General features: G+C 38.0%; 13 protein-coding genes. 1 reads left to right on the forward strand and 12 read right to left on the reverse strand.

The window, feature by feature from the left end:
- Positions 1-139: 139 nt before the first annotated feature.
- From RFX69_RS18440 to RFX69_RS18490, 11 genes are all read right to left on the reverse strand, one after another.
- Positions 140-343: a hypothetical protein gene (locus tag RFX69_RS18440; protein ID WP_000758190.1), complete on the reverse strand. Its 204-nt coding sequence runs from the start codon at positions 341-343 to the stop codon at positions 140-142.
- 356 nt (positions 344-699) lie between these two features.
- Positions 700-1431, reverse strand: coding sequence for a hydroxyacylglutathione hydrolase (gloB, locus tag RFX69_RS18445; protein WP_261482640.1), 732 nt, complete (start codon positions 1429-1431; stop codon positions 700-702).
- 157 nt (positions 1432-1588) lie between these two features.
- Positions 1589-2284, reverse strand: coding sequence for a methionine ABC transporter permease (locus tag RFX69_RS18450; RefSeq protein WP_001205190.1), 696 nt, complete (start codon positions 2282-2284; stop codon positions 1589-1591).
- Positions 2281-3306, reverse strand: coding sequence for a methionine ABC transporter ATP-binding protein (locus tag RFX69_RS18455; RefSeq protein ID WP_000614025.1), 1026 nt, complete (start codon positions 3304-3306; stop codon positions 2281-2283). The genes RFX69_RS18450 and RFX69_RS18455 overlap by 4 nt, the downstream gene beginning before the upstream one ends.
- 75 nt (positions 3307-3381) lie before the next feature.
- Positions 3382-4248, reverse strand: coding sequence for a MetQ/NlpA family ABC transporter substrate-binding protein (locus tag RFX69_RS18460; RefSeq protein ID WP_000733779.1), 867 nt, complete (start codon positions 4246-4248; stop codon positions 3382-3384).
- Between the two features lie 248 nt (positions 4249-4496).
- Entirely contained in the window at positions 4497-5783 is a 1287-nt protein-coding gene (gene purD / locus RFX69_RS18465) for a phosphoribosylamine--glycine ligase (RefSeq protein ID WP_001024112.1), read from the reverse strand.
- A 125-nt stretch (positions 5784-5908) separates the two neighbouring features.
- On the reverse strand, positions 5909-7483 hold the full coding sequence (purH, locus tag RFX69_RS18470) for a bifunctional phosphoribosylaminoimidazolecarboxamide formyltransferase/IMP cyclohydrolase (protein WP_002041327.1): 1575 nt from the start codon (positions 7481-7483) through the stop codon (positions 5909-5911).
- 89 nt (positions 7484-7572) lie between these two features.
- Positions 7573-7842 (reverse strand): DNA-binding transcriptional regulator Fis, encoded by a 270-nt coding sequence (fis, locus tag RFX69_RS18475; protein WP_001086304.1) that lies wholly within the window; start codon positions 7840-7842, stop codon positions 7573-7575.
- 376 nt (positions 7843-8218) lie between these two features.
- On the reverse strand, positions 8219-9061 hold the full coding sequence (locus tag RFX69_RS18480; protein ID WP_001003277.1) for a zinc-ribbon and DUF3426 domain-containing protein: 843 nt from the start codon (positions 9059-9061) through the stop codon (positions 8219-8221).
- 13 nt (positions 9062-9074) lie between these two features.
- Complete coding sequence (gene prmA / locus RFX69_RS18485) at positions 9075-9980, reverse strand: 50S ribosomal protein L11 methyltransferase (protein WP_000871703.1); 906 nt, start codon at positions 9978-9980, stop codon at positions 9075-9077.
- Between the two features lie 156 nt (positions 9981-10136).
- Entirely contained in the window at positions 10137-10367 is a 231-nt protein-coding gene (locus tag RFX69_RS18490; RefSeq protein ID WP_000859008.1) for a hypothetical protein, read from the reverse strand.
- Between the two features lie 232 nt (positions 10368-10599).
- Here RFX69_RS18490 and mnmG point away from each other — a divergent pair, with 232 nt between their 5' ends.
- Complete coding sequence (gene mnmG, locus RFX69_RS18495) at positions 10600-12480, forward strand: tRNA uridine-5-carboxymethylaminomethyl(34) synthesis enzyme MnmG (protein ID WP_075400100.1); 1881 nt, start codon at positions 10600-10602, stop codon at positions 12478-12480.
- Positions 12481-12866: 386 nt separating this feature from the next.
- Here mnmG and RFX69_RS18500 read toward each other — a convergent pair whose 3' ends face one another.
- Positions 12867-13874: a YafY family protein gene (locus RFX69_RS18500; RefSeq protein WP_000117148.1), complete on the reverse strand. Its 1008-nt coding sequence runs from the start codon at positions 13872-13874 to the stop codon at positions 12867-12869.
- Positions 13875-14090: the final 216 nt, after the last annotated feature.

The raw sequence follows: 14090 nt of genomic DNA on the forward strand, positions 1-14090 counted from the left end.
TAAAAACTATCTACTCATTAATAGTTATTAAGGAAAGCCACTATAAAAATTTCGCAAATTTTCGTATAGAACTACTTTTTAAAAAGCAGAACTTTTGAGTTATCTACACTATAAAAATAGTATACAAACTAGCCTAGGTTTATGCTTTTAAGTGATCCTCAAATTCTTCACCTAACTGCATTGCTAAAGCATTACCTGCCAAATCACAGGTCACTAAGCCATATTCTTTTTTAAAACTGAAAGTAAAACCTTTTCCATCAGCAAGGTTTTTAACCGAATACCCTAATTTTTCTAACCAAATACGGAACGCAATTAAATTTTTCGCTTTAACAACCTTTTTCACGTGAGAACTCCTTCTATCCGTGTCTTACACCTTATTTATTAATAGGGATTTACTCGAATTTTTTAAAGGGGGAAAACTTTGTTTTATTTTGCATCTTGTAAAAAAAGTAAAATAGATAAAGCAATATCCTTCATTTTATAAATTTATTAAGTTTTTATGTAATTAATCTGAATGCTTGTAAATTTTAAGCTTTTGTTTTTTATATAGATTTTAAAATAATGATATTAGGTTGAAATTTAATCAATTTAAATTAATCTAAAATCAATAAATGTAAAAAATAATTTCATGCAACATGCTTTATTCAAAAAGATACAGTTCTTAAAATTAAACTGTATCTTGGTTGAAAGCTTATAATTTTAAAAATTATCTTTTAAGCTACGTAAGTGAGCGAACTCATCTACACTTTCAGCACGTAAAAAAGGATTTGTTGCTAGTTCAAGCTCAATACTACTTGGCAAGGTAATTTTACCTTCTTGACGGAGCATACGGACTTGTTCAGCACGTTCTTGCAGTGCGTGGTTTTCAGGCTCTACACTCAAGGCAAATTCCGCATTAGAAAGTGTATATTCATGTGTGCAATACACTTTGGTTGCAGTGGGTAGTGCAGCAAGACGATTTAGTGAGTGGTACATTTGTTCTGCTGTACCTTCAAATAGTCGCCCGCATCCCATTGCAAATAAGGTATCTCCACAAAAGAGGGCATTAAGCTCTTCAATAAAATATACAATATGACCTAAGGTATGGCCTGGTGTTGCAATAATCTCTACTTTTAAATCATTAAATTTTAGATGATCATCGTGTTGTAAGGGATGAGTAATGTCAGGGATTTTACTTAGTTCATCTCTTGGGCCATATACCGCCATAGGCGTGTTAGCCGTTAAATCAGCAACACCACCGATATGGTCTTTATGCCAATGGGTAAGCCAAATCTGTTTTAAAGTTAATTGATGTTCTTGGCAAAAGTGGGTGACTAACTCAGCCTCTGTTGGATCAACTGCAACAGCTTCATGAGACTCAGTATCTTCTAAAATCCAGATATAGTTTTGTAGGGCATTTTGCACATCAATATAATGAATTCTATAACGCATTTTTTTATCCTGAAACTAAATCCAAAAGCAGTATCTACGGGCTAATTTTGATAATAACAGAAATTACCTTGAGTAACCTGTCTAATAAAATGTCCTATAAATTAGACTCTCTAAAATAAAAAAGCCCTCATAAAAGAGGGCTTTTTTAGGAGTTCAATTAGCGCATTTTTGCGAGCCAATTTCCTAGCATTTGAACGATTTGTACCAAAAGTAATAGTACAATAACCGTTAAAATAACGACGCTTGTATCAAAACGTTGATAGCCATAAGAAATTGCCAAGTCACCAATACCACCAGCACCAACTGCACCAGCCATAGCGGTTGCACCAATAAGGCTAATCGTAGCAGTCGTTAAGTTCAAAATAAGCGAACTACGAGCTTCAGGTAAGATAAAGCGCGAAATAATCTGCCAAGGAGTTGCACCCATAGCTTGAGCAGATTCGATAATTCCTTCATTTACTTCAAGCAGGGAAGTCTCAATAAGACGTCCCATATATGGTCCAACGTAAATTGTTAAAGGAACGATCGCTGCCCATGTACCAATTGAAGTTCCTACCAATAATTTGGTCAGTGGAATAACTGCAATAAGTAAAATAATAAATGGCAGAGAACGTAAAGCATTTACAATTGGGTTGAGTAAATGATAAATGAATTTATTTGGCAAAATGCCTTCTGGGCGGGTTACAAGTAGAATAATCCCTTGGATAAAGCCCCAAATACCACCAAATAAAAGCGCAAAGAACACCATATGGAAGGTTTCTTGTAACGCAGTTACAAACTGGTCAATTGAAAGTGAACTGTGCCAGAAAGGTTGAGTAAGTTCAGTTAACCACTGTACGATTAAATCTCTCATACTTGATCTCCTGATTGAACTACACTCACTTCATTTTTCTCTAAAAACTCAATCGCCTGACGAATCAACTGTGGATCACCTAAAAGCTGTACAAACATCTGACCAATGACGGTGCCGTTAATTTCAGTCATATTGGCAAATAAGATATTTAAACTGATATCAAATTGTTTAATAAGCGACTGAATCACAGGCTCTTGTGCTGAACGCCCTAAGAACTGTAAGCAATAAATGCTGTGATGATGCTGGTTTTCAAGTTGATTTAAAATATTTACAGGCAACTGCTGATGTAAAACAGTTTGTATAAAGTTTTTAGTTGTCGGATGTTGTGGATTACTAAAGATATCAATGGTTGAGCCTTGCTCAATCACTTTACCAGCTTCCATGACAGCAACATGGTCACATACAGTCTCAATCACATCCATTTCATGAGTTACCATGACGATTGTGATTTTTTGCTCTTGGTTAATTTTCTTTAATAATTCTAAAACCGACTTTGTCGTTTGTGGGTCGAGGGCAGAGGTGGCCTCATCACACAAAAGAATTTTAGGGTGATTGGCTAAAGCACGAGCGATACCAACACGTTGTTTCTGACCGCCAGATAATTCATCCGGATAAGCATCTTTTTTATGCTTAAGATCAATGAATTCAAGTAACTCATTTAAACGCTTTTCACGTTCTGCTTTGCTGTAATTTAGCAGACGCATTGGCATTTCAATATTTTCAGCAACTGTTTTGGTTTGAAGCAAATTGAAGTGCTGGAAAATCATACCAATATTTGCACGTTCCTGACGTAATGAACGCGCATCCAAAGCAGTGAAGTCCTTTTGATTAATGATAACCTGACCTTCATTTGGTCGTTCAAGTAAGTTAATCAGGCGGATTAAAGTACTTTTACCTGCACCACTATAGCCAATAATGCCGAAAATACTGCCTTCAGGAATTTCCAAATTAATTTGGTCCAGTGCACGTATAGTTTGGCCTTTAAGCTGATAGTGCTTTGAAATGTTTTTAAATTGAATCATGTCGTCAAAAACTATGCTAAAAAGAAAAAACAGGCAAAGAGTCTTTGCCTGTTTCGCGTTGCAGCTATTATATTACTATTTAGCTTGCGTGAGGTAGCTGATTGGCTGATTCACGTCAACTTTTGTACCACCAAAGTGTTGTTCAACGTATTTTTTAACAGCTTCGGTGTGGTAAAGCTGACCAACTTTCTGAAGAACAGGGTCATCTTTACGTGATTCAGCAGTTGCAAGAATATTTACATTCAGCTTTGTACTTTGGTCAACTGGCTCATAATAGATAGAATCTTTAAGCACATTTAAACCACCTTCCATTGCTAAAGTATTTCCTAAAACAATTGCATCAACTTCGTCTTTTACACGAACAGCAGTTGCCATTTGAATTGGTTTAATGTCAATTTTTTTGCTGTTGTCAGTAATATCGCTTGGAGTGCCTTTCGCTGGATCAAAGTCAGCTTTAAGCTTGATTAGACCTGCGCTTTGTAATAATAACAATGCACGAGCTTCGTTCGCTGCATCATTAGGAATAGCAATGCTTGCACCTTGAGGGAACTCATCAACTTTTTTGTATTTACTCGAGTAAATACCCATTGGTTCAAGATAAGTTGTAGCAACAGGAGCAATCTTATCTTTATTTGAAGCATTAAATGCAACAAGGTAGGCATAAGATTGGAATGCATTTAGGTCAACTTCTTTGTTTGCAGTAGCTGTATTCATTGCAACATAATCAGTGAAGTTTTTCACCTCAAGTTTAAGACCGGCAGCTTTAGTTTCCGGTAAAGTTGCAATATAGCGCCAAATATCAGCGTCAGAACCAGTTGAAGCAATGACTACAGTTTGTAACTGAGCAGAGTCTTTGCCATTTTGTGGTTCATTTTGCTGTTTGCCGCAAGCTGCAAGTAATACTACAGACACGCTTAAAAAAAGACTGATCAGCTTTTTCATGTAAAAAAAGTCCTGATTATGAGAGATCTCAACCATTCGGGTTGGCTCTCAGCTGGGAAAATTGGTGATGTTGAAAGTTCCAACGGTTTAACCAATCATAACAATAAAAACATATTCAATATAGTGGACATGTTTCGATCTTATTAATCAGAATTGAATAAAAATTAAGATTAATATGAATATTTGTGATAAGTGAATAAGCAAAATAAAAAAGCCCTCATAAGAGAGCTTTTTTACTATTTAAATTTTTATTCAGCTTTTTCACGAGCAATAGCACGGTAACCAATGTCACTGCGGTATTGCATACCTGTGAAGGTTACTTGCCCACATACTTCTAAAGCATTGATTTGTGCTTCAAGAACGCTGTCACCTAGAGCAGTCACGCAAAGTACACGTCCGCCAGAAGTAACGATATGGCCATCTTCACGAGTAGCAGTGCCTGCATGGAAGATTTTAGTATCTTCTGGTGATTGACCGATACCTGAGATAACGTCACCTTTACGCACGCTGTCTGGGTAACCTTCTGCTGCAAGTACAATACCGATTGACTTACGCTCATCCCATTCTGCTTCGCTTGGTAAGTTACCTGCGATACCTGCTTCAACCAAATCAACAAGAGATGACTTCAAACGCATCATGATAGGTTGAGTTTCCGGATCACCGAAACGGCAGTTAAACTCAATTACGCGTGGTTGACCTTGTTCATCAATCATTAAACCAGCATATAAGAAGCCAGTATAAACATGTCCATCAGCAGCCATACCATCAACAGTTGGGCGCATAATTTCATTCATTACACGCTCAAAAACGTCTGGAGTCACAACTGGAGCAGGAGAGTAGGCACCCATACCACCTGTGTTAGGACCTTGGTCACCTTCAAAAATACGTTTGTGATCTTGTGAAGTTGCCATTGGTAAAATGTTTTTACCGTCAATCATACAAATGAAAGAAGCTTCTTCACCAGCAAGGAACTGTTCAATTACAACACGTGAGCCTGCATCACCAAATTTGTTGCCTGCAAGCATGTCATCAATTGCTGCAAAAGCTTCTTCATTGGTCATTGCAACGATAACGCCTTTACCAGCCGCAAGACCGTCAGCTTTAATTACAATTGGTGCGCCATTTTTTTCAACATAAGCTTTTGCTGCATCAACTTCCGTAAATACTTCATAAAAAGCAGTTGGAATGTTGTGGCGTTTTAAAAAGTGCTTAGCAAATGCTTTTGAACCTTCAAGCTGTGCTGCATATTGAGTAGGTCCCCAAATTTTTACGCCTGCTTCACGCGCAGCATCAACAACACCATTTACTAATGGCGCTTCTGGGCCAACAACAATCAGTTCAACATTATTTTCTTTAGCAAAAGCAATAATTGCCGGGTTGTCTAAAATATCGAGCTGAACGTTAACGCATTTTGGTTCTGTTGCAGTTCCTGCGTTACCAGGCGCAACGAAAACTTGAGTAACTTTGGCATCTTGCGCGATTTTCCATGCTAAAGCATGCTCACGACCACCACTACCTAAAACTAAAATATTCATTTTTAATTTGTTCCTTAACTTTAATCCTTTTTCATCCCCCTCTATTTCTCAAGGTGGAGAGATAGTTCCATTATTGTGGAAAACCCTCCTGAATAAAAGGAGGGTTAGGGAGGACTAAATTTAAATTAGTGGCGGAAATGGCGCATCCCAGTGAAGACCATTGCAATGCCAGCTTCATCAGCAGCTGCAATAACTTCTTCATCACGCATAGAACCACCCGGTTGAATAATGCATTTAATGCCAGCTTTTGCTGCATTATCAATACCGTCACGGAACGGGAAGAATGCATCAGATGCCATAACTGCGCCTTCAACAACCAGACCAGCATGCTCAGCTTTAATTGCTGCGATACGTGCTGAGTTAACACGGCTCATTTGGCCTGCACCTACACCAATAGTTTGACGGTTTTTGGCATAAACAATAGCGTTTGATTTTACGTATTTCGCAACTTTCCATGCGAAAATAAGATCATCAATTTCTTGTTCTGTTGGTGCACGTTTAGTCACAACTTTAAGATCATCTTTAGTAATCATGCCCAAGTCTTGGTCTTGAACAAGTAAGCCGCCGTTAACGCGTTTATAGTCAAGTTGTGGAGCACGTGCATCAATTGCAGGTAATTCACCACATACTAAAACACGAACATTTTTCTTCGCGCCAGTAACTTCAAGTACACCATCAGCAATACTTGGAGCAATAATTACTTCAACGAATTGGCGATCTACAATTGCTTGAGCAGTAGCAACATCTAACTCACGGTTAAATGCAATAATACCGCCGAAAGCAGATTCTGGATCTGTTGCGTAAGCTAAATCATAAGCAGCTTTAATACCGTCTAAAGAAACGGCAACACCACAAGGGTTAGCATGTTTTACGATGACACAAGCTGGTTTTGCAAATGATTTTACGCACTCAAGGGCAGCATCAGTATCGGCAATGTTGTTATAAGACAATTCTTTGCCTTGTAATTGTTTTGCAGTAGAAACAGAAGCTTCTTTTGCATTTGCTTCAACATAGAAAGCAGCAGATTGGTGTGGATTTTCACCGTAACGTAAATCTTGTGCTTTGTTTAATTGGGTATTGAACGTACGAGGGAATAAATCTGCTTCACCTTCGGCCTTACCAACGCGAGCGCCTAAGTAAGAAGCAATCATGCCGTCATATTGAGCTGTATGTTCAAATGCTTTAACCGCTAAATCGAAGCGTGTTTCGTAAGAAAGTGAACCAGAAGATTTTAATTCGCTAATAACTGTATCGTAATCTGAAGCATTTACCACAATACCGACAGATGCATGGTTCTTAGCAGCAGCACGTACCATTGTTGGACCACCGATGTCGATATTTTCGATAGCATCAGCAAGAGAACAGTTAGGTTTAGCTACTGTAGCCGCAAATGGGTAAAGGTTAACTACAACTAAATCGATTGGATCGATGTTGTGTTCTTGCATAACAGCTTCGTCTAGACCACGACGAGCCAAAATACCGCCATGAATTTTTGGGTGTAGTGTTTTAACACGGCCATCCATCATTTCCGGGAAACCGGTATGTTCAGATACTTCAACAACAGCAATATTATTATCTTTAAGCAACTTGTATGTGCCGCCTGTAGATAATAATTCTACCCCTAAAGCTGCAAGGTTTTGAGCAAATTCGACAATTCCTGTTTTGTCTGATACAGAAATCAAAGCACGTTTAATAGTCATGATGTTCAAGTCAACAATTTCAAGTCTACGGATTAAAACCAATTAGAAGCACAAAAAAAATGCCCACGAAGCCGTGAGCATTTTATCATTTATTCACTCATTAAACCGTGAGCTTTTAACTTTTTACGTAAAGTGCCACGGTTGAGTCCAAGAATTTCTGCGGCACGTGTTTGGTTACCACGAGTATATTCTAGAACTACAGATAAAAGAGGTTTCTCCATTTCTGCTAGCACCATGTCATATACCTGAGATGGTTGCTCACCTTGCAATTGTGCAAAATAATGGCGAACTGCGCGATCCACGTGGATGCGAAGAGCAACATCAGATTGTGCAGTAAAAATAGGAGATTTGCTATTCATGCGAGTTAATCCGAAAATCAAATACTAGCTTGGGTAAAGTAGTATATAAATGTGGTCTAAAAATACGGAGTCCTGTTTTAGATCCTAAAACAGTGACTCTAAAACATAAGAACAATTAGCTTGCCATATTTCTTCGTATTGAGTAAAAAATAAGCGTAACAATAATTAAATATTTGTTACAGCCCCCTCAAAAACAAAAAAAGTTAGGCTATGCGCTTAATGTAGAAAAGCACACATGCTTAACAGTATATTTTTTGAATTGAGAGCGAGGAGTATATGAGTCAAAGCTTTCGTGGCGCGTATCATACCATTGTCTAGGAAAAAGTGAGCAAATTAACTGCATTTTTTTTTAATTTTTTTTCACTTTTTTTACAAATTAGGGGTGGACAATTTCTAATCGATAATTTACTAGGCTTTTTTTGCTTTTATTTAGCTCAACTTGGAATCTAAAAGGTGTATTGGTCGGAATACGTTGAATACCCCGTAAATTTTCGACCAAGTATTGTTGAGGGGTAAAAATGATTTCTTCTTGATCGGTTTCTTTGCCAAAGCTGAGTTTTAGGTTGGGTAACTCAATACTTTTATTATTCTGATTTATGAGAACACCTGAAAGTTGAGTATGCTCTGTACCAATTTTACGTAGCTTTACTTTTTCTATATAAAGAAGTTGATATTGTTCAGCTGACTTGTTGCAATGCAATATTTGACAAACATAATTAAATGCATGGCTAATCGCAGGGCTTTGTTGCATGAGTTTAGGGTTAAACCAAAGAATCTGAAAAGTAAAAACCAAAATCAGAATCAGATTTGCAGAACTCCAAAGCGTATAGTACAACCAGCTATGCTTTTTACCGTTATCTTGTTCAGGAGAGGTTGCTTGCTCAGCCAAATTAAGGTTAGGAAGAGCATTAATAGGTTCATTATGGAAGTAATTTAAATTATTCAAATAAGTCAAAAGATCAATATTAGAGTTTTCAACTTTTTGATCAAAGATATCTAACACATGAGAATGGGTCATATATCGTGTTTGCATAGAGCCATGAGCTAAAGCAGATGAATTTACCGTTTCCGGCTGCTCAACATTTACTAAATTAGTCAGAGCATTAAAATTTAAATTACATTTAGGGCAACAAACCATACCCTGAGCAACAGTTAACTGAGTAAGAGAAACTTTATAAACTGTTAGACACTTAGGGCAGCGGGTTTGTTTTTCATTCATGAGTTAAAACATCTCAATTTGTTGTTTTACGTTTTCCTGAAATGCGGCACCAGTTTTCTTCGCGCTTTTCGACATCTAATATATCAAAAAATTCAGAATAAACACCTGAAACATCAGCAACTTGCTCTTCGATTACACCAGCAAGTGCGAAATCACCATCAGATTTAAGTAATTTTGCAAACTCTGGCGCAAGTGCCATTAAAGGACCCGCTAAAATATTTGCGACTAAAACATCTGCTTGTTGAGGTTTGAATTCTTGATCAAACTCTTCAGGAAGACCTACGTATAAACGGTCTAATACACCATTGAGTTCTGCATTTTGTTTAGTTGCTAAAACTGCTTGTGGGTCGATGTCTGTCGCATAGACTTTCTTAGCGCCTAATAATAAAGCTGCAACACCTAAAATGCCTGAGCCACAGCCATAATCAATCACGATCTTATCTTTAACATCAGTTTTACCTAACCATTGTAAGCATAAGAAAGTACTTGCATGATTACCTGTACCAAAAGCAAGGCCTGGGTCAAGCTTAATATTTGTAGCATCTGCTTCTGGTGGCTCTAACCATTCAGGAACAATCCAGAATTTTTCCCCAATCTGAATTGGTTCATAATAATCCATCCATGCGCGTTCCCAAACTTGATCTTCAAGTTCTTCATGACGCATCGGCACATCTGGAAGTTGTGCTTTTAAGAAAGCTTCTAAAGTATCAACATCAATTGGGTCTTGTTCGTCTTGTTGGTAAATACCAGTAACAATGACTTTGTTCCAGAGTGGTGTTTCACCTGGTAATGGTTCCAGTAAAGCCTGATCTTCGGCATCATCCAAAGTTACGCTTACCGCACCTAGAGACATTAAAAGTGTTTCTGTGAATTCAACTTGTTCTTGATCAACGGTAATGTGTATTTGTAACCACTTCACGAAAAGGACCTAAAATTTTATTTAAAGGCATATTGTAGCTGACTAGAGTAGTTTAAAAAAGAAAACGGCCCATCTTTAATGGACCGCTTTTTGAAAATGATGATGTGATATAGGAGAATATAAAACGATTTCTCTATATCTTAAGTTAAAACTGTATTAAGGAGCAGGGGCCTTGAATTGTAATTTGCCATTTTCGTTCGGCTGGCAAGTACCATTAAAGGTTACACCGTTGTGATTGTAAGAAACCCATTCACCTTGCTGTTTTTTTGCACATACTCGAATTTGTTTTTGAGTTTCAGCTTTACTCGTGTCAGCAGCGTGTGTAAAAGTTACGCCTGAAAAACAAATTAGAGATGCTGTTAAGATTTTCAACATGGTCGTTTTCATTTTGTGTTCCTTCTAGTTGCGTTAATTTTAAAGTCATAGAAGTGCTGTACGTTTTTTATTCTAAAATGAAAAAGTTTTAAAAACATTCACTTTGTATTGAATTCATGAAACAAAATGTCAAAACATGTGGCTTACCGTAAATCATGTCACGACAATTTTGTAATTATGTACATCTATAAGCAGATAATTTTGCTATAATGTTCCGTCTTTTTTTTCTGGTGTTTTTGTACTCATGCACTATCCTAAAGTTTATGATGTTATCGTTATCGGTGGCGGTCACGCAGGTACGGAAGCGGCGCTTGCTGCTGCGCGTATGGGACGACAGACTTTGCTTTTGACCCATAACATTGAGACTTTGGGTCAGATGAGCTGTAACCCAGCGATTGGTGGTATTGGTAAGTCACACTTAGTTCGTGAAATTGATGCGCTTGGCGGTGCAATGGCTTTAGCTGCCGATAAAGGTGGTATTCAATTCCGTATTTTAAACTCGCGTAAAGGTGCTGCAGTACGTGCAACGCGTGCTCAGGCTGACCGTGTTCGCTATAAAGCTGCGATTCGTGAGACCTTAGAAAACCAAGCAAATCTTGATATTTTCCAACAGGCGGCTGATGACCTGATTGTTGAAGGCGATACAGTTAAGGGTGTTGTGACCCAAATGGGTATCCGCTTTGATGCAAAAACTGTTGTGTTAACTACTGGTACATTCTTGGGCGGTGTTATTCACGTTGGTTTAGAGAAATCAAGCGGCGGTCGTGCTGGTGATCCTCCTTCTATTGCTCTTGCTCAGCGTCTTCGTGAGTTGAAATTACCGGTAGGCCGTTTAAAAACAGGTACACCTCCACGTATTGATGCACGTTCAGTTGATTTTTCTGTTATGACACCACAACCAGGCGACTTCCCGTCTCCGGTAATGTCGTTCATGGGTGATGTGGCTATGCACCCAGAACAAGTGAACTGCTATATCACGCATACTAACGAAAAAACTCATGACATTATTCGTGGTGGCTTAGACCGTTCACCAATGTATACCGGTGTTATTGAAGGGGTAGGTCCACGTTACTGTCCTTCAATTGAAGATAAGATTCATCGTTTCTCTGATAAAGACTCGCATCAGGTATTCTTAGAGCCAGAAGGCCTTGATACACATGAACTTTATCCAAATGGTATTTCGACTTCATTACCATTTGATGTTCAGTTTGAACTTGTGCGCTCGATTCGCGGTATGGAAAATGCCCATATCTTACGTCCGGGTTATGCAATCGAATATGACTATTTCAACCCGCAAGCTTTGAAATTTACCCTAGAAACCAAAGCAATTAACGGCTTGTATTTTGCAGGGCAAATTAATGGTACTACCGGTTATGAAGAAGCTGGTGCCCAAGGTTTACTTGCAGGCTTGAATGCTGCACGCCGTGCATGGGAACAAGAAGAATGGACACCTAAACGTGACCAAGCTTATATGGGTGTATTGGTTGACGACTTGATTACCCTAGGTACGAAAGAGCCATACCGTATGTTCACTTCACGTGCGGAATATCGTTTGATGTTACGTGAAGATAATGCCGATCAACGTTTAACAACTATTGGTCGTGAGCTTGGTTTGGTTGATGATGTTCGTTGGGCAGCTTATTGCGAAAAAATGGAAGCTGTTGAGCGCGAAACATCTCGTCTACAACATTTATGGGCGGCACCTAACAACCCAATGGGTAAAAAGTTTGTTGAAATGACAGGTGCTGATTTAAGTAAAGAATGTAGTGCGATTGACTTGCTTAAACGTCCTAATATTAATTTTGGCCAAATTGCGGAACTTACAGGTTCTGAAGTTTCACAACAGGTCGGCGAGCAAATTGAAATTGCTGTTAAATATGAAGGTTATATTAACCGTCAGCATGAAGATGTAGCTCAATTAAAACGTCTTGAAGAAACTAAAATTCCTGCTGATTTTGATTATGACGTCGTTTCAGGTTTATCTCGCGAAATTACTCAGAAGTTGAAAACAGTTCGTCCGGAGACATTAGCTCAAGCGAGCCGTATTCCTGGTGTTACCCCAGCTGCTGTTCAGCTTGTAATGATCACGATTCGTAAAAATAATATGACGAAAAAAACGGCTTAATTATTTAAGCGTGTAAAAAAGCCCGGTTAAGACTGGGCTTTTTTATTTTCTGATCAAAAAATATATGGAATTTTCCTAAGCATCAAAAGAGATTTTGCATCCTTTTTTTCTTATTTCACAAGTTTTAAAGCGAAAGTTATATTAAATTCACGTTCAAACAAGAGGGCTTTAAACATGACAATGAAATCAATTCGCTACAATGGATATGAAATGGCATGCCAATGCTCATGTTCAACATAGCGCAAAAGAAGAAGCAGATCAGTTTTGGTGGGGGAAAACATATTGATCTGAAAATAAATAAAAGTATAAATGCCAATATAAAATTAAGAAAATTACAATTCAAAATCTAAAGAGAACCATATGGTTCTCTTTTTTATATCTACTGATTATTTGCTATCAGGCTCAATTTCTCGCACAGCATTGTGTACTTGGACTGGCTCAATATGAAGCAGTTTTTTACCAAAACTCCGTAACCACCATACGAGTTGGGATGTAAATGGAACGGTCGCCGTAACTTCGACAATATTTTCTTCAATTGGGGTAATGGTCTGATCTTTACTTAACTGACTTTCATAAAAAGTTTTAGCAGTTTGCTCGGTCATGGTTAAAGTAAGCTGAATAGATTCAGTAGGTTGGTTGTAATCTACTCTGAAACCTAAAGCCCCTGAGTCAATATAATGGTCAATATCGAAATTGACAGGGTGTAAAGCCCGACTTTCTAAAACTTTAGCGGATTTGAATCGATGCAAGGCAAATGTTTGTACTTCAGTTTTATCATGGCGAGTACAAATTAAGTAAATCACAGCACCTTTTTGGACCAAAGCAAGAGGATTTAAAATATAAGTTTTATCTTCACCTTGATTTACACGGGCCCGATAGACACACTCAATCTGTTTGTCTTGTAGTAGACCTTCATAAATTGCCTGTTGAGCAGCACGGTCCACTACAGGTGGAATAAGAGGTTGGCTTGCTGGCACAATACGGACACGATTAATCCACTGTCTCACATTATTTTGTGTAGACAGACTACGTTTTGCCAAATCAAACCAAGGCCCCATCTCGTCAAGGAGACTGGGTGGAAGTAAATGTTTGAGATGTTCCTCAACCATCATAAAAGTTACAGCTTGAGAGCTTGTCATATGCGGTAAGCTTTGAATTGGTGCATCTGATTGCCAACGCCAGCCTTGAGGTACAGCTTTATTACTTTCAATTGGAAAACGCTGAGCAATTTGGTTTAAATCACGCTGAATTGTCCTTAAACTGATTTCAATACCTTCACGCTCAAGCATTTCTTGCAATTCTCGAGTTCCGATCCATTTACCGGTAGGAAGGCGAGATAGAATCTGCCATTGGCGATATAAACTATTTGAAGTTTCTTTTTCCGTTACAGACATAAGCGTAATACATCTATATCCAATTGCTTTGGTGTCAACACAATAAAAAAACTTTACAGATTTAGCAAGTTTGTCAGATTCGGTTTATAGCAGCTTTTACAATCAATGCTAAAATTTAGAAGAAAGTTATAACAATGATACTCAATAAGCATTATAGATATAAGTGGCACTGAAATTGCTTATTTAAAAATGAAATATAGATAAATGATAAGACGA

This window comes from Acinetobacter sp. 148, assembly GCF_031196675.1.
Lineage (GTDB): Bacteria > Pseudomonadota > Gammaproteobacteria > Pseudomonadales > Moraxellaceae > Acinetobacter > Acinetobacter baumannii.